19 protein-coding genes and 1 tRNA gene are annotated in these 19,596 nt (G+C 63.2%); 10 read left to right on the top strand and 10 right to left on the bottom strand.

What is annotated here, in order from left to right; translation table 11 throughout:
* Window positions 1-24: 24 nt before the first annotated feature.
* The 3 genes from IVA78_RS25790 (at window position 25) to panE (ending at window position 3,110) form a co-directional block, all read left to right on the top strand.
* On the top strand, window positions 25-1,374 hold the full coding sequence (locus IVA78_RS25790; protein ID WP_247279985.1) for an MATE family efflux transporter: 1,350 nt from the start codon (window positions 25-27) through the stop codon (window positions 1,372-1,374).
* Between the two features lie 93 nt (window positions 1,375-1,467).
* Window positions 1,468-2,076: a 2-hydroxychromene-2-carboxylate isomerase gene (locus IVA78_RS25795; RefSeq protein WP_247279984.1), complete on the top strand. Its 609-nt coding sequence runs from the start codon at window positions 1,468-1,470 to the stop codon at window positions 2,074-2,076.
* Between the two features lie 110 nt (window positions 2,077-2,186).
* Window positions 2,187-3,110, top strand: coding sequence for a 2-dehydropantoate 2-reductase (gene panE / locus IVA78_RS25800; protein ID WP_247279983.1), 924 nt, complete (start codon window positions 2,187-2,189; stop codon window positions 3,108-3,110).
* 165 nt (window positions 3,111-3,275) lie between these two features.
* On the opposite strand, the gene IVA78_RS25805 is transcribed toward panE, so the two are convergent.
* The 4 genes from IVA78_RS25805 to IVA78_RS25820 form a co-directional block, all read right to left on the bottom strand.
* The gene (locus IVA78_RS25805) at window positions 3,276-3,869 is read right to left on the bottom strand and encodes a c-type cytochrome (RefSeq protein ID WP_247279982.1); all 594 of its coding nucleotides are present in this window, start codon (window positions 3,867-3,869) and stop codon (window positions 3,276-3,278) included.
* A 201-nt stretch (window positions 3,870-4,070) separates the two neighbouring features.
* Window positions 4,071-5,345, bottom strand: coding sequence for a PQQ-dependent sugar dehydrogenase (locus tag IVA78_RS25810; RefSeq protein ID WP_247279981.1), 1,275 nt, complete (start codon window positions 5,343-5,345; stop codon window positions 4,071-4,073).
* Window positions 5,346-5,724: 379 nt separating this feature from the next.
* On the bottom strand, window positions 5,725-6,711 hold the full coding sequence (locus tag IVA78_RS25815; protein WP_247468498.1) for an NAD(P)-dependent oxidoreductase: 987 nt from the start codon (window positions 6,709-6,711) through the stop codon (window positions 5,725-5,727).
* Window positions 6,712-6,787: 76 nt separating this feature from the next.
* Window positions 6,788-6,862: transfer RNA gene (locus tag IVA78_RS25820), tRNA-Gly, on the bottom strand.
* Window positions 6,863-7,134: 272 nt separating this feature from the next.
* Here IVA78_RS25820 and trxA point away from each other — a divergent pair.
* Window positions 7,135-8,058 carry a thioredoxin gene (trxA, locus tag IVA78_RS25825; protein WP_247421354.1) on the top strand — a complete coding sequence of 308 codons (924 nt, stop codon included), beginning with the start codon at window positions 7,135-7,137 and terminating at the stop codon, window positions 8,056-8,058.
* Between the two features lie 32 nt (window positions 8,059-8,090).
* Window positions 8,091-8,768, top strand: a complete 678-nt coding sequence (locus IVA78_RS25830; RefSeq protein ID WP_247279979.1) for an LON peptidase substrate-binding domain-containing protein — start codon at window positions 8,091-8,093, stop codon at window positions 8,766-8,768.
* 6 nt (window positions 8,769-8,774) lie between these two features.
* Here the strand turns inward: IVA78_RS25830 and IVA78_RS25835 are convergent, their stop codons facing one another.
* From IVA78_RS25835 to IVA78_RS25850, 4 genes are all read right to left on the bottom strand, one after another.
* Window positions 8,775-11,282: an EAL domain-containing protein gene (locus tag IVA78_RS25835; RefSeq protein WP_247468674.1), complete on the bottom strand. Its 2,508-nt coding sequence runs from the start codon at window positions 11,280-11,282 to the stop codon at window positions 8,775-8,777.
* 202 nt (window positions 11,283-11,484) lie between these two features.
* Window positions 11,485-12,063, bottom strand: a complete 579-nt coding sequence (locus IVA78_RS25840) for a cytochrome b/b6 domain-containing protein (protein ID WP_247468501.1) — start codon at window positions 12,061-12,063, stop codon at window positions 11,485-11,487.
* A 78-nt stretch (window positions 12,064-12,141) separates the two neighbouring features.
* Entirely contained in the window at window positions 12,142-12,420 is a 279-nt protein-coding gene (locus IVA78_RS25845) for a PepSY domain-containing protein (protein ID WP_247279976.1), read from the bottom strand.
* A 207-nt stretch (window positions 12,421-12,627) separates the two neighbouring features.
* Window positions 12,628-12,978, bottom strand: coding sequence for a hypothetical protein (locus IVA78_RS25850; protein WP_247279975.1), 351 nt, complete (start codon window positions 12,976-12,978; stop codon window positions 12,628-12,630).
* A gap of 109 nt (window positions 12,979-13,087) precedes the next feature.
* Here IVA78_RS25850 and IVA78_RS25855 point away from each other — a divergent pair, with 109 nt between their 5' ends.
* Together IVA78_RS25855 and IVA78_RS25860 are read left to right on the top strand one after the other, a co-directional pair.
* On the top strand, window positions 13,088-13,618 hold the full coding sequence (locus IVA78_RS25855) for a TetR/AcrR family transcriptional regulator (protein ID WP_247468504.1): 531 nt from the start codon (window positions 13,088-13,090) through the stop codon (window positions 13,616-13,618).
* Window positions 13,619-13,677: 59 nt separating this feature from the next.
* The gene (locus IVA78_RS25860) at window positions 13,678-13,875 is read left to right on the top strand and encodes a Trm112 family protein (RefSeq protein WP_007598651.1); all 198 of its coding nucleotides are present in this window, start codon (window positions 13,678-13,680) and stop codon (window positions 13,873-13,875) included.
* A 248-nt stretch (window positions 13,876-14,123) separates the two neighbouring features.
* Here the strand turns inward: IVA78_RS25860 and IVA78_RS25865 are convergent, their stop codons facing one another.
* Window positions 14,124-15,344 (bottom strand): ubiquinone biosynthesis hydroxylase, encoded by a 1,221-nt coding sequence (locus tag IVA78_RS25865; RefSeq protein WP_247468506.1) that lies wholly within the window; start codon window positions 15,342-15,344, stop codon window positions 14,124-14,126.
* Window positions 15,345-15,548: 204 nt separating this feature from the next.
* On the opposite strand from IVA78_RS25865, the gene tesB reads away from it, so the two are divergent.
* Window positions 15,549-16,412, top strand: coding sequence for an acyl-CoA thioesterase II (gene tesB, locus IVA78_RS25870; protein ID WP_247468510.1), 864 nt, complete (start codon window positions 15,549-15,551; stop codon window positions 16,410-16,412).
* A 4-nt stretch (window positions 16,413-16,416) separates the two neighbouring features.
* Here the strand turns inward: tesB and IVA78_RS25875 are convergent, their stop codons facing one another.
* A complete protein-coding gene (locus IVA78_RS25875; protein WP_247468514.1) occupies window positions 16,417-17,292 on the bottom strand; it encodes a DUF4339 domain-containing protein in 876 nt (291 codons plus the stop codon).
* A gap of 234 nt (window positions 17,293-17,526) precedes the next feature.
* Here IVA78_RS25875 and IVA78_RS25880 point away from each other — a divergent pair, with 234 nt between their 5' ends.
* Window positions 17,527-17,865, top strand: coding sequence for a P-II family nitrogen regulator (locus tag IVA78_RS25880; protein WP_028176997.1), 339 nt, complete (start codon window positions 17,527-17,529; stop codon window positions 17,863-17,865).
* A 133-nt stretch (window positions 17,866-17,998) separates the two neighbouring features.
* Entirely contained in the window at window positions 17,999-19,300 is a 1,302-nt protein-coding gene (locus tag IVA78_RS25885) for an ammonium transporter (protein WP_247279970.1), read from the top strand.
* The last annotated feature ends 296 nt before the right edge of the window (window positions 19,301-19,596 follow it).

The following is a 19,596-nucleotide window of genomic DNA, read 5'->3' on the forward strand; positions in this document are numbered from 1 at the left end:
CACGCCTCGATGAAAGGCAAATTCATGTCCGCATCCGCGCCTCTCTGGACGACGTTTCTTCGCTTCCTCGCACCTCTGATGGCAAGCAACGCGCTGCAATCGCTGTTTGGCACCGTCAGCAACGTCTATCTCGGCCAGATGATCGGCATCGACGCGCTCGCCGCAGTCTCGGCATTCTTCCCGGTGATGTTCTTCCTGTTCGCCTTCGTCATCGGCCTGAGCACCGGCGCCACCGTCTTGATCGGCCAAGCCTTTGGCGCGGGGGAGCACGGCAGGATCAAGCTCGTCGTCGGCACGACGCTCGCGATCGGCCTCTCGCTCTCGGCAACGGTTGCACTCGCTGGCGGGATCTTCAGCCGGCCACTGATGGTCATGCTCGCAACGCCCGCTGACATCCTCGACCAGGCCAGCGCCTATGCCCGCATCATGCTGCTGACGATGCCGCTCGGCTTCATCTTCCTACTGATGACAGCGATGATCCGCGGCGTCGGTGATACGTTGACGCCGCTCCTCGCGCTGGCGCTATCGACCGCGATCGGCCTCGCCCTGACGCCGCTGCTGATCCGCGGCGCGTTCGGCTTGCCGGCAGCGGGCATCACCAGTCCGGCATGGGCAGCCGCAATTGCCAACGCGCTGACGCTGATCGTGCTCGCCGTCCATCTGCTCCGGAGAAAGCATGCACTGGCACCGGACGCTGCACTGCTGCGTCATCTGCGGCTCAACGGCGCCGTGCTCGGAAAAATCCTCGGCATCGGACTGCCGAGCGCAATTGGCATGGTGGTGATGGCGATTGCCGAGCTGGTGCTGCTTGGGCTCGTCAACGGCTTCGGCTCAAACGCCACGGCCGCGTACGGCGCCGTCAATCAGGTGATGGGTTACACGCAGTTCACGGCAATGTCGATTTCGATCGCGGTCTCGATCCTCGGTGCGCAAGCGATCGGCGGCGGCGACAGGGTGCGGCTCGAGGGCATCGTGCGCACCGGCCTCGCGTTCAATGTCGTTCTGACCGGCGGGCTGGTGGCGCTGATCTATCTGGTACCGCGCGCCGTGCTCGGCATCTTCATCACCGACGGCGCCGTGCTCGATCTGGCGAAGACTCTCCTCTACATCGCCCTGTGGAGCTCGGTTCCGTTTGGCCTCGCCACGGTGTTTTCGGGCGCCCTGCGCGCCGCCGGCATCGCCTTGACGCCGATGCTGCTCTCGATCTTCGCGATCGTCGCGATCGAGCTGCCGGCTGCAATGATCCTAAGCCGCACGATCGGCCTCGAGGGCGTATGGGCCGCCTATCCGATCGTGTTCTGCGCCATGTTCGTTTTGCAGATGGGCTGTTACCTCCTGGTGTGGCGCAAGCAGACGATCCGGCGTCTGCTCTGACGGGACATCAAGGCATTATGACCGTCATTAAACGATGGACCTGTCGCGCGGCCTGCGCCACAATGGATGAAAAGCGCCGCCAGGGAGATCGAATTGACCCGCACAGCCCCGCAATTCCTGTTCGATTTCGGCAGCCCGAACGCCTATCTCAGCCATCTGGCGATCCCGGCAATCGAGCAACGCATCGGCGTCAAGTTCGAATATGTGCCGATCCTGCTCGGCGGCATCTTCAAGGCGACCAACAACAAGTCGCCGGCCGAGACGCTCGCCGGCATCAAGAACAAGCGCGAGTTTCAGGCGGTCGAGACCGAGCGCTTCATCAAGCGCTTCAAAGTCCAGCCCTACATCATGAATCCGTTCTTCCCCGTCAACACGTTGAATTTGATGCGCGCGGCGATCGCAGCGCAGCTCGAGGGCGTGTTCGAGACCTATGTCGAAGCCGCCTTCCACCACATGTGGCGCGAGCCGAAGAAGATGGACGACCCTGAGGTCGCGACGAAGGCGCTGGCGTCATCCGGCCTCGATGCGCAAAAGTTATTCGCCCGCGCGCAGGAACCCGAGGTGAAAGGCAGACTGATCAAGAATACCGAGGAAGCGGTGGCGCGCGGCGCGTTCGGCTCGCCGACCTTCTTCGTCGGCAATGAGATGTTCTTCGGTAAGGAGCAGCTGCGTGAGGTCGAGGAGATGGTGCTGGGGACGTAGTACCTTCATTCTCCAGCGACAGAATGTGATCGCGGCAACATTCTGGATTGCTTCGCTTCGCTCGCAATGACGATTATAAGTAGCCACCAAGAGCAACAATGGAGCATCCCATGCGTATCCTCGTGGTCGGCGCCGGCGCCATCGGCGGCTATTTTGGTGGCAGGCTGTTGCAGGCCGGCCGCGACGTCACCTTCCTGGTGCGGCCGCGCCGCGCCGGCGAGCTCGCGAGCGCCGGCCTCGTCATCAAGAGTCCGAATGGCGATGTGACGCTGAAGGCCCCGCCGACAGTGCAAGCGGACAAGCTCGCGGAAAAATTCGACGTCGTGCTGCTGAGCTGCAAGGCGTTCGACCTCGACGACGCCATCAAGTCGTTCGCGGCCGCCGTCGGGTCGAACACCGCGATCATCCCCATGCTCAACGGCATGAAGCATCTCGACGTCCTCGACGACAAGTTCGGTAAGGAGCGCGTGCTCGGCGGCCTCTGCGCCATCGCCGCGACCCTCAACGAGCAGCGGGAGGTGGTGCAGCTCCAGCCGATGCAATCGATCAATTACGGCGAGCGCGACGGCAAGCTGTCGGACCGCGTCAAGGCGATCGACGAGGCCTTCAGGAGCGGTATCAATGGCGCCACCGCCAGCCAGAACATCCTGCAGGACATGTGGGAGAAGTGGGTGTTCCTCTCCACGCTCGCAGCGTCCACCAGCCTGATGCGCAGCTCCGTCGGCAATATTCTCGCTGCCCCCGGCGGCAGGGATTTTCTGCTTGGCATGCTGGACGAGACCAGCGCGATTGCCGCTGCGTCGGGCTATCCGCCGGCCGGACCGTTCTTCGAGCGCGTGAAGGGCAATCTGACCACCGAGGACTCGCCGATGACGGCATCCATGTTCCGCGACATCAAGGCCGGCCTGCCGGTCGAAGCCGATCACGTTATCGGCGATCTCATCGCACGCGGAGATGCGGCGAAGGTTCCCGTGCCGAAGCTGCGCATCGCATATACGCATCTGAAGGCGTATGAGAAGCAGAGGGCGAGGTAGCGGCCGCCCCGGCGAAGGCCGAGACCCATACTGCGTGACCTATCGGAAGCGACGCTATCAGTACCGCGCGATGCTCGAAAAACGACCTGTCTTCGCCAAACCACATCCTGTGGTTATCGGTCCCGTCGTCGGGACGACGGTGGAGTTTGGGGCAACAGCCTTGCGCTACTGCAAATGCGCCAGGTAGTGCGCGACTGCTGTAATCTCTTCCTCGCTCATGTGATAGGCGACATCGGCCATCGCGGCGACGCCGCCGCCGACGCGCTGCCCGGACTTGTAGTCGTGCAGCGCCTTCACGAGATATTCCTCGCGTTGGCCCGCGAGCCGCGCCACGGCCTTGGTGCCGGCATAGGTGTCCGTATGGCATGAGGCGCAGCGGCGGCCGGCTGCGACCTGGGCGCCTTTCTTCGACAAGTCCGGGTCCTCGTCTTCCGGTGCCTTCGGCGGCGCCAGCTGCGAAAAATAGGCGCCGAAATTGCGAATGTCTTCGTTGGTGATCTCTTCGACGATCGGCTGCATCTGATCGTTCTTGCGCGAGCCGGCGCGGAAGAACACCAGCTGCCATTGCAGGAATTGATCGGGTTGGCCGGCGAGCGAGGGGACGTTCTCGGTCTGCGAAATGCCGTTCTCGCCGTGGCAGCCGGCGCAGGCAGCCGTCTTCTCCTTGATCGCGGCATTATCGGCGGCCTGGGCCGAGACGAATGCAAGCACTGCGAGCGAAAGCGCGCCGATGACATACGGAAAAAACTGGCGGCGCATGATTAGCACTTCCGATCTGTCGAGTTCGTCATTGCGGGGCGGGGCGCGCCGCTTGGCGGGAGCCGGAATCCATAGCCCCCGTTCGTGGATATGGTTTCCGGACTTGCGCGCAAGTGGCGCGCAATCGGGAACGGCATCGAAGTTGAAAGCAAACGAGGCTGCGGCACCTCGCGACCACCGCAGCCTCTTATCGTCCGCGCGCTATTTCTTGCTGTAGCTGATGCGATAGATCGCGCCGGCCCAGTCGTCGGCCACAAGGATCGAGCCGTCCTTGGCAAGAAGGATGTCGTTGGGACGGCCGAGATAGCCCTGATCGCCCTCGAGCCAGCCGGAGGCGAAGATTTCCTGCTTGGGATTCTTGCCGTCAGGCCCGACGATCACGCGCACGATGCGTGCGCCCTGGTACTTGTGCCTATTCCAGGAGCCGTGCTCGGCGATCAGGATATTGTTCTTGTACTCGGCGGGGAATTGGTCGCCGGTATAGAATTTCATGCCGAGCGGAGCGACATGCGCGCCGAGATTCAGCACCGGCGGCGTGAACTCGGAGCATTTATGACCCATCGCGAACTTGTCATCAGGCAAATTACCCTGGTGGCAATAGGGATAACCGAAATGCTCACCGATCCTGTTGATCATGTTCAGCTTGTCTGAGGGCAGATCATCGCTGATCCAGTCGCGCGCGTTCTCGGTGAACCAGTATTTGCCGGTTCGCGGATCGACGTCCCCGCCGACCGAGTTGCGGACGCCGAGCGCCCAGATCTCGGCATTGCCGGTCTTGGGATCGACGCGCCGGATCTGCGAGACGCTGGTCGGCGGGATGCCGACATTGAAGGGCGGCCCGAACGGCAGGAAGAACCAGCCATCCTTGTCGACCGCGATATATTTCCAGCCATGCGCGGCATAGGACGGCATGTCGTCATAGACGACCTTGCCCTCGCCGAGATTGTCGAGCTTGGCTTCGGCGTCGTCATAGCGGATCAGCTTGTCGACGGCGATGACGTAGAGCGCGCCGTCCTTGAAGGCAAGACCGGTGGGCATGTTCAGGCCCTTGAGGACGGTCTTGACCTCCTTCTTTCCGTTGTTGTCCTTGATGGCATAGACGTTGCCGAGGCCGAACGAGCCGACGAACAGCGTGCCCTTGTCGCCCCAGGCCATCTGCCGCGCGGCCAGCACGCCGGAAGCATAGACCTCGATCTTGAAGCCCGGCGGCAGCTTGATCTTCTTGACGATGTTAGCGAGCTCGGTGTCGGAAGCGCCGGTCGGCGGACCCGATGGCGGCGCAAGGCCCTTCTGCGCCTCGGTCTCGTCGCCGAGGAACCAGTCATCCGGCGGATGGGTCCAGAACTCCTTGGTACCGGATTCGTATTTCTTCAGCGCCCGGTTCTTGTCCTGCTGTTGCGCATTGCCAGCGCTAGACCCTGCGAGAAGGGCAACGGCTGCAAGCGCCAACACGGATCGATGGAACATCGATGTCATCGCGTCACTCCCCAAAGGCAGCCGTCAGGGCTGCAATTTATTTTATTTTGCTAGTCGAGAGGCGAAGTTTGGAGTCTGCCGGGAGGCAGACGCAAAAAGCTAGCACATCTGCGAGCGCTGAGAAGGGCATCGCATGCACTGCGGTTGCACTCCGGAAAAATTGAGACGGAATGTCAATGAGGGGCGAACGGCGCGATGCCAACGCTCTCGCTGCAACGCGGAATCGATATCGCGCGTGACCATTTTCAGGCGGCGCGAGGGGCGGACATCCAAAAAATGCGAAAACAACCCCATGCACAGTAGATCGGCTCAGGCCAGCCTGCGCTCGGCGACACCGGACAGACAGTTGAAGCATCGAGCAAAATTGCGGTAAGCGCGCTTACGGGTCGACGGGGTAGAGCCCATCGTCGAACTCCGCCTCATGATAGCCTTTCGACCCGATCTCGCGTGCCAGCGCGCTGCGGAAATCGCGGCCATCATGCAGGCTGCGCAGCACATGCGCGAAGTCGAATTCAGGCCGCCAGCCCAGCTCGCGCCGCGCGCGTTCGTTGACATAAACGCGATCGATCGCGGGGAAGAGGCGCCAGCCGCGCGCCGCATAGAGCTGCACGCAATCCGGATAGAGCTCGCGCACGACACCGGCAGCATCGCGCGCGAGCGCCGCGAGATGGCGTTGCTCGAACGGGCTCGTGGCCGAGACGATGTAGCGCGCAAAGCCGATCTTGGGCGCGCGCTCGGCGGCGAGTAGGTGGGCGCTCACCGCGTCCGCGATGTCCAACCGGCGATAGAGCAGCTCGTTGGCCTGCGCGTTCTCGGTCGTGTAAGCCGATCGCATCGCCGGATCGTCATCGGCTTCCGGAAAGAAGCGCGACGTCCGCAGGATGAGGACCGGCAGGGCGCGCTCGCGAAAGAACAGCTCGCAGAGGTTCTCGGCCATCAGCTTGGTCGTGCCATAGATGTTCTTCCGCACCGGCGGCAGGTCCTCGGTGACCCACACTGCGGCTTGTCCTGCCTCCGGGCGAAGCTGCGAGCCGAACGCGCTGGTGGTGCTGGTGAAGACGAAGCTCTTCACGCCGCTCGCCGCGGCCGCCTCGAGCAGGTTGAGCGTGCCGGTGACGTTGGTGTCGACGAAATCCTGCTTACTGTGAGTCGCCACATGCGGCTTGTGCAGCGTCGCAGTGTGAATCACCGCGGTGACGCCCGCCATCTGGCGCCGCACGAAGCCTGGGTCGGCGATCGATCCGACCGCGTCGGTGAAGGAAGATGGCTTCAGATCGACCCCGCGCGCAGGCAATCCGCGCCCCCGCAGCGTCCGGAGAATGGCCTCCCCAAGGTGGCCCGCGCTGCCGGTGACCAGAATCGTCATGTGAGACCCAATGCAGTCGCCGGCGGCGTGGAAAACCACGGCCCGGCCCGGTTCGGCTGGATGCTCTGGGAAAAATTGGAGCGGGCGAAGGGGCTCGAACCCTCGACCCCGACCTTGGCAAGGTCGTGCTCTACCACTGAGCTACACCCGCATCCTGTGTCGGTCGCGTGACGCGCCGGCAACGGCTGTCGTATGCCAAAAGCGGAAGGGGAATGCAACAGCTACAGGCGGCATAGATTCGCAGTCGGAGGCCCCATATGGACGCTGAATGCGACCAAATCGCCCGAAAGCGCCCCGGAACCGGCGAATCAAGGCACCTGGATTGAAATTCGGCCCATTCGGCCCAATTTAGGAGCCGACACCAAGCATATGCATCGGCGGCGTGTTAAAGAGCCGCCATTCCAGACATGACGAGGGGATCCCGTGACGATCATCGACCAGGGTAACGGAGCGGCGGGCCCGGCTGCCGCCGATCTGATCAAGGACACCACCACCCAGACTTTCGTGAAGGACGTCATCGAGGAATCGAAGCGCCAGCCGGTGCTGATCGATTTCTGGGCGGAGTGGTGTGGCCCCTGCAAGCAGCTCACCCCGATCCTGGAAAAGGCGGTCAAGGCGGCCAAGGGCAAGGTCAAGCTGGTCAAGATGAACATCGACCAGCACCCGGCGATTCCGGGGCAGATGGGCATCCAGTCGATTCCGGCGGTGATCGCCTTTGTCAACGGCCAGCCAGCCGACGGCTTCATGGGTGCGGTGCCCGAGAGCCAGCTCAATGCCTTCATCGAGCGGCTGACCAAGGGCGTCACCGCGCCGGGCGAGGTCAACGTCGCCGAGATCGTGCAGGAGGCCGAGGCCGTGCTCGCCGAGGGCGACACGGCTGCGGCCGCGCAGATCTATGCCGAGGCGCTCCAGCATGATTCGACCAACATCGCGGCGCTTGCGGGCCTTGCAAAGTGCTACGCCGTCTCCGGCGCGATGGAACAGGCCAAGCAGACGCTGGCCATGGTGCCGGAATCCAAGCGCAACGATCCCGCCGTGAAAGCCGTGCAGACCACGATCGACCTCGCCGAGCAGGCGGAAGCGCTGGGACCGGTGGCCGAGTTGGAACAGAAAGTCGCCGCAAACCCGCTCGATCATCAGGCCCGATTCGATCTCGCCACCGCGCTCAACGCGCAAGGCAATCGCGCGGCCGCCACCGAGCAGTTGCTCGAGATCATCAAGCGCGACCGCAAATGGAACGACGACGGCGCCCGCAAGCAGCTGGTGCAGTTCTTCGAGGCCTGGGGCGGCACGGATGATGCAACCGTCGAGGGACGCAAGCGTTTGTCGACGATCCTGTTTTCGTAGGGCGTGCTGGCAACGCCAGGGGGACCGGGCAGATGCCGATCAACATCGAATATCGCGGGCCCGCCGACCTTCCGGAGGTCATTCCGGTATTTCCGCTGCCGGGTGCGCTGCTGCTGCCGCGGGGCCAGATGCCGCTCAACATCTTCGAGCCGCGCTATCTCGCGATGGTCGACGATTCCTTCCGCGACGGCCATCGCCTGATCGGCATGATCCAGCCTGATGTGGCGCACTCGCCGAAGAATTCCGACAAGCCGGCGCTGTTCCGCGTCGGCTGCGTCGGCCGCATCACCCAGCTCGCTGAATCCGGTGATGGCCGCTACATCCTCGAGCTCACCGGCGTCTCGCGCTTCAAGGTGGTCGAGGAGCTCGACGTGCTGACCGCCTACCGGCAATGCAAGGTGGATTTCTTCGCCTTCGTCGACGATTTCACCGCGCGTATGGGCGAGGACCAGGTCGATCGCGAAGCCCTGCTGGCGGTGCTGGCGGACTTCCTGAAGGCTAACAACCTCAAGGTCGACTGGGAGGGCGTCGAGAGCGCGCCCAACGAGGCGCTGGTCAACGCGCTGGCGATGATGTCGCCCTACGGACCCGCGGAAAAGCAGGCCATGCTGGAGGCGCCTGACTTAAAGACCCGCGCCGAGATCCTGATCGCGGTCACCGAAATGGATCTCGCCAAGAAGCGCACCAGCGGCGATCCGCCGCTGCAGTGAGAACACCTACGCGGCACGGACAGCCGCTTCGGCTTCGGCCTTCCGCTGGGCCACCTCCGGGATCCTCGAGGCCTGCATTGGCGGGCTGAAATAGTAGCCCTGCGCCTCGACACAGCCTTGTTCGCGCAGGATGTCCAGTTGCTCGGCGGCTTCGACGCCTTCAGCGGTCGTCGTCTTGCCGAGGCTGACCGCGAACGCCACGACGGCACGGGCGATCCGATGCGCCTCTTCGCTTTTGCTGGACAGCTCGCTGACGAAGCTGCGGTCGATCTTGATCTTGTCGAATGGAAATTTCTGCAGAAAGCTCAGCGATGAATAGCCCGTGCCGAAATCGTCGAGGGCAATTCGCACGCCGAGCTCGCGCAGCTGCCCAAGCGCTGCGAACACCGCGTCGCTGTCGTGCATGATGACGGTTTCGGTGACCTCGAGCTCGAGCCGGTGCGGCGCAATCTCCGAGGTCGCCAGGGCGCCGACAATGATGGAGACGAGCTCCTTGCTCCTGAACTGAGCGGGAGAGAGATTGATTGCGATCATCAGATCGGAAGGCCACTTGGCTGCCTCAGTGCAGGCAGCTCTCAAGACCCATTCGCCCAGGGGCAGGATCAAGCCGGTTTCCTCCGCAAGCGGAATGAATTCGGCAGGCGAGACCAGACCGCGCTCCGGATGGTGCCACCGCAATAACGCCTCATAGCCGCAGGTTTGGCCGGTCTCCACACTCACAAATGGCTGGTAGTGGAGCTCGAATTCGCCCCGCGCAAGCGCTCTGCGCATGTCCTTTTCCAGGTTGCGGCGGACATGCATGAGCTGGTCCAGCTCCGGTTCGAAGAAGCGGAATGCGCCGCGTCCGCCACTCTTTGCCGCGTACAGAGCAAGGTCTGCGCTCTTGAGGATGACGTCGGAATCAGCCCCGTCGCGGGGCCCGATGGCGATCCCAATGCTGGCGCCCACGGTGACTTGATGATCGCCAAGGTCAAAGGGTTCGCAGAGCGCAGCCTTGATCGTCTCGGCGAACGAGGCCGCATCCACGACGGGATTTGTAACATAGTCCACGACGGCGAACTCATCGCCACCCAGTCGGGCAATCAAGGTGGTTTCCCGGCTGCACTCCCGCAAACGCGTCGCGGCCGCACGCAGCAGCGAGTCGCCCGCCGGATGTCCGAGCGTGTCATTGACCTCCTTGAAGCGGTCGAGATCGATCATGAGGACCGCCAGATGGCGAGCTCCATTGCGCGTCTCGGCGAAGGCCTGCTCCAAACGCGCTCTCAGCAGCACGCGATTTGGCAACTCCGTCAGCGCGTCGTGCTGCGCCATATAGGTAATCTTGGCTTCGGACCGGCGTTGCTCCGTGACATCGAGATGCGTTGCCACCCATCCGCCACCAGCCATCGGCTGTCTCGTCACGCAAATCAACCGGCCATCAGCGAATTCGTCGATTCGGCTCGAGACCGCATTGACTGGCAAAGCATCGAGCTTCGAGATCAGTTGCTCGGCGGCAATGTCGCTTGCGTCGCTTTTGAGTGTACCGCTGATGATGCGATGCCTGATGATGTCGCGGTGCGAGGTTCCCGCGCGCAGCAATTCCGGCGGCAGCCGATACAGATTGGCGTAACGCTCGTTGCAGATGACCAGCCTCTTCTCGGCATCGAACATGCAAAGGCCTTCGACCATGTGGTTGATGGCCGTGTCCAGCCTCAGCTTCTGTTCCTGTAGCTCCTGCTGCGAGTCTTCGAGCTGCTGCCGTGCGTCCGAAAGCTGGCTGATGATCCCTTCGAACCTCACGGTTCTGCTTGCCAGGCGACGATCGGCCACCACGCCGATCAGGCTCATGCCCAGCACGGAGAGTGCTACACCGGCGATAGCCAGCGCGAGCACGGCCGGAGAAAGCGATAGGACACCTGTCGCACGCATTGGGTCCGGCGTGATTTGCACGGCACCCATGGCCGTGAAGTGATGCGATACGATGGCAAGGGTCAGCAGGACCGCCGCCGCGAGCGTGCCGCGGTAGTTCTGGTACCTGATCGCCACAGCCAAGGCCGCATAGCCGAGGCACATGCCGAGAGTGATCGAGACGAGCACGAGGTCCGGCGACCAGGCGACGCGACCCGGCACTTCAAGGGCCCACATGCCGAGATAGTGCATGCTGGCAATGCCGCCGCCGATGATGACGCCGCCGGCCGCTGCGCGCCACCGGCCGGAATCGCCGAGCGCAACACTGAAGCCCCCCGACGTCAGCAGCATTGCCGTAGCCAGTGAGAGCGTCGTCAGCACGATTCCATAACCGGTCGGGACGCCAGGCTCATAGGCGAGCATCGCAACGAAATGGGTTGCCCAGATTCCGTATCCGATCGCAGCGCCAGCAATGGCGATCCAGATCAACCGTGATCTCGCGCGCGCAGCGATCGCGCGATGGAAGATACTGATCGCAACGATACTCGCGACGAAACAGACCAGGCCAGCCAGCAGGACCAACCGCCAATCATGCTCGACGGTAAGGCAGGAAAAAACGCGGAACATCCAATATCGCTCCATCGTCAATAGTGTCGATGGTGAACGGGCTAAACGTCGTTCGCGTTAATTTTGTGCAACGCCTGATTGCATGCTTACCGTGACGTTAATGCTTCCTGCGCAATTCGATTTTGCCGAGCATTGCGCATGCGTCACACCGCCATCGCGCCCAAGGAGAGCGAAGGAGACCTGCAAGGATCGGCAACAAGCCCTAGAGGCGATTGCGGATGCGCTTGCGTCCGGTGAACATCGCGCGGATCAGGTTCTCGCGCTGGAGCGTCCCCATCAGCACCACGCCGAGCACGTGCAGCACGACCAGGATGATGACGGCGTCCGATGAATAATGGTGGGTATCCTCGACCCACCAGACGCCGAAAAAAGTGACGGTCACCGACATCGCGCCCGTGATCGTCGACACCGCGAGCGAAGCCAGCAGCGCCACCAGCATCAAGGTGCCGGCAGGATTGAGTCCGATATAGCGGCCGGTGATGCCGCGGCGCAGGTTCCAGAGATAGCCGGGCGCCGCGCGAAGTCTGACCCCGACCATCCGGAAGCGCGAATAACGGCCTCCTATGAAGCCCCAGACCAGTCGGAAGCCAAGTAGGCCGATGACCGTATAGCCCACGATGCGGTGCAGGCCGTCATAGACGGTCGGCGTGAACCACGCGATCAGAACCGAGGTCGCGAGAAGCCAGTGCCAGAGCCGCAGCGGGAGGTCCCAGACCGCGACCGCCCGCGAAGCAGTTCGATCCGCGGGGGTCCCGTTGGACACCCCGCGCGCTTGTGGCATCGCTTCCGCCATCAATTCCGCTTCACTTTGCGCAAGTCATTTGGCGCGAGTCACTCGGCGCAGACTACTTCGCGCAAGTCATTTGGCAATCGTATGCTTCAGGCTGAGATCTTCGGGGCTGTAGAACAGCTCGTAGAGCTTGCCTTCCTTGACGCCGTACACCTCGTAGCACGAGCCTTCGATCTTGGAGCGCCGCACCTCGTAGCCCAGCGCCTTCGCCTTGGCTTCGGCCTCGCTGGCCGGCTTCCATGACGCCTTGTCGAGCTTGGTGCAGTCCTTGAAACCGTCGGCCATGACCGCCGATCCCGTACCAATCCCGATCGTCAGTGCAATGGCAACAACTCGAATGACCTTCACGAACGTCTCCTCCTCTGTCGTGTGCGCTGTGTGCTCAGCGCGAAGCGCAGCCGAAGGAAGCAAAGGCGAAGGTGAAGTCAATCCGGTTTGGGGTGACCAATCTTAGATTTGTTCTAATGGTCGCCAAAAGATCAGCGCTCTCCGCATGCAACGCGCATTTGAAGTGCGGCTGCGGCCTTACGCCTCACGGGCCAAACGCGAGCGCCGCTAGTAGCCGGCAACCGCAAGCGCCACCACAGTGCCCATGCCGACCCAGCCAAAGTGGCGGCCGCGCGTCGCGAGGGCGTTGGCGAGTGCCGCGCAGCCGAACACGACGGCGAGTGTGACGACGATCCAGTGCCGGGCGAGGTTCGACTGCATCAAGGGTGCCGCGAGCAGCAGCACGCCGCCGCCGATCCAGGCCACCGTGCCGGCCTGCCACACCAAGCGGATCAGCGTACGAAGGCGCGGCGGCTCGATTGTGGCACGAGCGAACACCTTGGTCTCGCCGAGCATGCCGTGGATCAGCGCCAGCACGATCGCGGCAGCGCCGGAGCATTGCAGCAGGAGATCGCGCATGACGGAAACTCCGATCTATCCAGTGGCCATACAGGTGTGTATGGTATGGACCCGCGCACGGTGACCTGTCAATACACTCGTGTATGGTCCTGATCATCGGGAACTCGCCATGACCGAACAGCTCGCCGCCGACGACTGGATCAAACAGGGGCTGAAGGCGCTCGCCAGAAGCGGCTTCACGGCGCTGAAGGCCGATCCGCTCGCCAAGGCCATGGGCGTGTCGCGCGGCAGCTTTTATTGGCATTTTGCCGATCTCGGCGCCTTCCACGCGGCCTTGCTGAAGCGCTGGCGCGAGATCGCGGCCGAGCAGATCATCGCCGATGTCGAGGCTGGCAGTGACGAACCGCTGACGGCGCTGTTGCGAAGATCTTTCAGCGCGCGGCTCGACCTCGAGCGCGCCGTGCGCAACTGGGCGGCGTTCGATGCGGCCGCGCAAGGCGCAGTCCGTGTGATCGACCGCCGCAGGCTCGATTATATCGAGGCGCTGCTGAAGAAGCGGGGACTCGACCCGGCGATGGCGCAGGCGCGCTCGCAGATCCTGTACTGGAGCTTTCTCGGCTTCGCGTTATCGGGCACGCCCGTGCCGCAGGCGCGGCTCCAGGCCCTGCTCGACGAGCTCTTGCGGATGATGTCCGCTTAGGCCGCGATGGGCGGATGCGAATTTCTGTGCTAGAGGCAATCCGACTGCCGGAGACCATCATGAACGCGCCCACCGAACGCCCCGAAGCCAGTGTCGATCCGAAGCTGCTGGAGATTCTGGTTTGCCCGTTGACCAAGGGCCCGCTGGAGTTCGATTCTGCCAAGCAGGAGCTGATCTCGCGCAGCGCCAAGCTCGCTTACCCGATCCGCGACGGCATCCCGATCATGCTGCCGGAAGAGGCGCGCAAGATCGATTGAAGTCACGGCACGTATCCCGGCTGGAGCGCGATGGCTTCACCACATTCTTGATGTCGTCCCGGCCTAGCGCGCAATTGCGTGCGGGGGGCCAGGATCCATAACCACAAAGGGAGTTATGGCGCGAAGCTGGTAACTCCAAGCCTTCGCAAATCATTGCTGCGGCGTATAGTCCCGGATCTGCGCGCGCTCAGAGCGCGCTTGTCCGGACGATGAGGAGAGGGTGGGGCGAGCGCTCTTGAAACCTCCGCCTACAACGCTTCGCCCTTCAACAAACGCGGCACTTCACCGGTCAAGCCGGCGGCCTGTCGGATGAAGAGATTCTTAAGCGGCGGGGCGCGGTCGACGAGGCCGAGGCCGATATCGCGCAACGAGCGCAGGAGCGTCGATTGGTTGGAGAACAGGAGGTTCAGCGAGTTGGTGGCGACGCCCATCGCCATGGTGTCGAAGCGGCGCCAGCGCTGGTAACGTTCGAGCACATCGACGCTGCCGAGATCCATGCCGAGCCGCGCGGCATCGACCACCACCTCGGCCAGCGCGGCGACATCCTTCAGTCCCATGTTGAGGCCTTGGCCCGCGATCGGATGGATGACATGAGCGGCGTCGCCGACCAGCGCCAGACGCTCGGCGATGAAGGAGCGCGCGACGAAATAGGACAGCGGGAACGCACGCGGCGTGTCGAGTGCCTTGACCTCGCCGAGATGCAGACCGAAGCGCTGCTCGAGCTCGCCGTGAAATTCCGCCTCGCTCAGCGCGATGATGCGTGCGGCTTCGCTGCGGCGCTCGGTCCACACCAGCGAGGAGCGTTTGCCGGATAGGGGCAAAATCGCGAACGGACCGGCCGGCAGAAAATGCTCCTCGGCGCGGCCCTCGTGATCGCGCTCGTGCCCGACGGTGACGACGATGCCGGACTGGTCATATTCCCAGCCATGGGTAGCGATGCCGGCGCGCTCGCGCAGCTTGGATCTGGCGCCATCCGCGGCGACCAGCAGGCTTGCGGCGATCACGCTGCCGTCGCCGAGCGTCACGTCGATGCCTTCGGAACGCGCGTCGTACGAGGCGACAATGGTGGCACGCAGATCGATGCCCTCGGCCTCCGCACGCACCACCAGTGCATCGATCAGGCGACGGTTTTCGACCATATGCGCGAAGGGCTCGCCCGGCGCGACATCGCCGGCGAAATTCAGGAACACCGGACGCGTCGCGTCCTCCAGCTTGGAATCGGTGACGACCATGTCGAGGATCGGCTGCGCCTCGCCCCTGACATCGTCCCAAGCGCCGATCGCCTCGAACAGCCGGCGGCAAGCCGCCACGATCGCAGTTGCGCGCGGATCGCGGCTTGGACGCATGCTGAGCGCGGGATCGGCGACGATGACGGGAATCTCGGGCCCGAGCCCCTGGCGCAGCGCCAGCGCCAGCGCCAGCCCTGCAAACGCGCCGCCGCCAATGACAATGCTCCCCTGTACCGACATACCCGACTTTCCCGGCCAATTCCTGGACTTGCTAGCAGACTTGAGGTGGGCGAAACAGTGCGGTGAAACAAGGGCGGAACGGCAATCGTTCCGTCAGCCGGAGCGCGCGCGAGCGCGAACCCGGAATCCGGAGGTTATCGGCTCGGGATTCCGGGGCATCGCTGTCGCGATGCCCGAAATGACGAGGCACTCGAAAGCAGCAGCATGTCCAAAGGCCTGATCGACCTCATTTCAATCCTCGACCTCGAACAGCTCGAGGTGAACCTGTTCCGCGGCAACAGCCCAAAAACGAGCTGGCAGCGGGTGTTCGGCGGCCAAGTGATCGGACAGGCGATGGTGGCGGCCTGCCGCACCGTCGAGGGCCGGCTGCCGCATTCGCTGCATTGCTATTTCATTCTGCCGGGCGACCCGCAGATCCCGATCATCTACCAGGTCGAGCGCCTGCGCGATGGCAAGAGCTACTCGACGCGCCGCGTCACCGCGATCCAGCACGGCAACGCGATCTTCTCGATCATGGTATCGTTCCACGCCGAGGAGGAGAGTGCGTTCGATCATCAGGACAAGATGCCCGACGTCCCGCCGCCGGAAAAGCTCACGGCGGAGGAGGTGGCGAAGCAGCCGATGTTCAAGGAGATGCCGGAGTTCATCCGCCGCTATTACGAATCCGATCGTCCGATCGAGTTGCGCCCGGTCGAGCTCGGCCGTTATTTCGGCCAGAAGATCGACGATGGCCGCATTCACGTCTGGATCAAGACGGCTGCGAAACTGCCCGACGATCCGGCACTGCACATGTGTGCGCTCGCCTATGCCTCGGACTTTTCGCTGCTGGATGCGATCATGGCGCGCTATGGCCGCACGCTGTTCGACAAGCGCATGATGCCAGCGAGTCTCGACCACGCGATGTGGTTTCACCGCCCATTCCGCGCCGACGAGTGGCTGCTCTACGCTCAGGATTCGCCGAGCGCACAAGGCGGCCGCGGCCTGACCCGCGGCTCGATCTTCAAGCCCGACGGCACGCTGGTGGCCTCCGTCGCGCAGGAAGGCTCGGTGCGCGAGCGGAGGACGTGATAGCTTAAAGCGAGCCGCGCGGAGCGAGCTCGGTCTGCGATGCAAACCAGTTCATGATCCAGCGATACACCCACGGGATCGGGATGATGAAGCTGCACAGGACCACGGCCACGATTCCACGCCACAGAATGTCAAGGCCGCTGCCCTTGAAGACGATTTCACGCCGCGTGCCTTCGACGCTGCGGCAGAACCAGCGCATCTGCGCCGCGGCGACCCAGGCCCAGCCGATGATGGTGATGACCGAGACCGCGAACAGCAGGCTCCAGCCGATATAGGCCCAGATCGAGCCGGTGAAGCTCAAGCCCAGCGGCTGCCCGTTGGAGGCGAGGTTCGCGACCATCCATTTGATCAGCAGCCAGTAGAGAACGATCTGGACGATGAACAGCAGGTTGCTCAAGATCTCGCTGCCGATGAAGGAGATGGCGATCGCCAGGACGATGAAGCCGAAAAACCAGGGCACCAGCGTCATCGCGTTGCCGGTGAAGCTGAGGTTCGGACGCCCCGGGACGTTCACGCAGGACACGATCCATTGCGTGTACCAGACGAACACCCACGGCGCTGGCAGGACGAAGATCATTCCGATCAGCAAGACGATGCTGCGCCAGGTGAACTCGAGGATGCCGAAATCGACCGAAAGTGATCCTCCACCTGCGCCATCATAGCCGCCAGCGTGAGCATATCCGCCGGCCGGCATCATCGGCGGCGCGGCGCCGCCGCGGACCAGGCCAGGAATTTCGGCGGCCTTCTGCCAGCCGGCCATGCCCTCGGTCCACACCAGCGTGTCTGGGCGCACGATTCCTTGGGCGACGAGGTCGCGAAATTGCCCCTCCGGAAAGGGCCCCTGCTGCTTGCCCTCGGATGCGTAGAACCAACTCGCCATGTAGCCGTCCCCCTCGAACATACTTATGTACCGGCCGGGACGCCTGGGTTCACCGCATCCATGCCAAAAATGCATTGTGAAGGATGAACGGCTGCCCTGTACAGAGGCGGCCGTTCACATGGCCAAACGTTTTTCCGCTTCAACCTGCAACTTTTTTGTGCCATTTGCCCGGAAAGATGCCAGATTGACGCAGCGCCGAGGACATACGGCGCATCCCGGGGAATAGGCCTGACCATGAAACTCGTCGTCGCGATCATCAAACCCTTCAAGCTCGATGAGGTCCGCCAGGCCCTCACGGCGATCGGCGTGCACGGCATGACGGTGACCGAGGTGAAGGGCTATGGCCGCCAGAAGGGCCACACCGAGATCTATCGCGGCGCCGAATATGTCGTGAACTTCCTGCCCAAACTGCGCATCGAGATCGCGGTCGCATCCGACGTGGCCGACAAGGCGGTCAGCGTGATCACCGCGACCGCGCGCACCGGCCAGATCGGTGACGGCAAGATCTTCGTCACGCCGATCGACCACGCGCTGCGTATCCGCACCGGCGAAACCGACAGCGACGCGCTCTAGATTCTGGTTTGACGCGTTGTCTTGGGGCGAGCCGGAATCCGCTTCGCTCAAAAACGCGCTGATATGTCTTCGTCGATCGCACCGGGCAACGACGCCACAGTGTGCGACGTCATCACCATGCTGGGGGAACGACATGGCGGGATTGTTGCGCCGCGCAGCTTGTTTGGCTGTGCCGATCGGACTTTTGTCGATCATTGCCTCGCCGGCGCACGCCGCGGGCTCCGAGATCAACACCGCCGACACCGCTTGGATGATCGTCGCCACCGCGCTGGTGCTGATGATGACGATCCCGGGACTTGCGCTGTTCTACTCCGGCATGGTGCGGAAGAAGAACGTGCTTGCCACCATGGCGCAGAGCCTCGCCGCAGTGACGCTGATCTCGATTCTCTGGGTCGCGTTCGGCTACTCGCTGTGCTTCGTCGGCGACGGCCCCTGGATGGGCACGCTCGACCGCTGGTTCCTTGCGGGCATGACCATGGACAGCATCAATCCGGCGGCCAAGACGATCCCGGAATCGCTGTTCATGCTCTACCAGATGACGTTTGCGATCATCACGGTGGCGCTGGTCGCGGGCTCGGTCGCCGATCGCATGCGGTTCTCCGCCTATCTCTTGTTCTCCGTCGCTTGGTTCATGTTCGTCTACATTCCGCTGGCGCATTGGGTGTGGGGCGGCGGCTTCCTCGCCAGTATGGGCGTGTTGGATTTCGCCGGCGGCCTCGTGGTGCATCTGTCGGCCGGCACCGGCGGCCTCGTCGCCGCGATGGTAATGGGGCGCCGTCACGGCTATGGCACCGAGAATCTTTCGCCATTCGATCTCTCGCTCGCGGTGATGGGCACCGGCCTGTTGTGGGTCGGCTGGTTCGGCTTCAACGGCGGCTCGGCGGGCGCGGCCAATTCGCGCGCGGTGATGGCGATCATCGCAACGCATCTCGCCGCCTGCGCCGGCGCCCTGACCTGGGGCGCGATCGAATGGTCGACGCGGCGCAAGCCTTCGGTGCTCGGCATGATCTCCGGCGCGGTCGCGGGGCTCGGCACCATCACGCCGGCCTCCGGATTCGTGGCGCCCTGGCACGGCATTGTCATCGGCATCATCGCCGGTGCGGTTTGCTATTGGGCCTGCACCTGGCTGAAGCACCGCTTCAACTATGACGATTCGCTCGACGTGTTCGGCGTCCATGGCATCGGCGGCCTGACCGGCACCCTGCTTGGCGGCGTGTTCGCAACCAGCGCCATTGGCGGCGCCGCCGGCCTGATCGAGGGCCACCCCCAGCAATTGTTGATCCAGTTCTATGGCGTCGCCGTCACCTTCGTCTGGTCGGCAGGCGTGAGCTTCATCCTGCTCAAGCTGGTCGGCCTGTTCGTGCCGTTGCGCGTATCCCATGAGCACGAACTCGAAGGCCTGGACATTTCGCAGCACGGCGAGGCCCTGCAATAAGCCTTACGCTACGAAATTACCTTCCCGTTGCCCGAGGCATGAGCAACATTGTGTCGACAGCCTGTCCTGCCCGCCTTTTGGGCAGTCGTGACCACGTTTTGAGCGCGACGTAATAGCGCACTGCGCAGCAGCACGCGCCAAGCGCGAAAACACCCGTTTTCATAATCTATTAGGCAACGCGCCTGATCTGGCACGGCATTTGATTCTAGGGTCCCGGCTGTGCCCGCGTAGTGAACTTCTCCCTCGTGGCGAACCAGTCGAGAACGCCCGGCCATGTCCGGACCGGGCCAAAGCGG

Source organism: Bradyrhizobium sp. 137, assembly GCF_023074095.1.
In the GTDB taxonomy this organism is placed as follows: domain Bacteria; phylum Pseudomonadota; class Alphaproteobacteria; order Rhizobiales; family Xanthobacteraceae; genus Bradyrhizobium.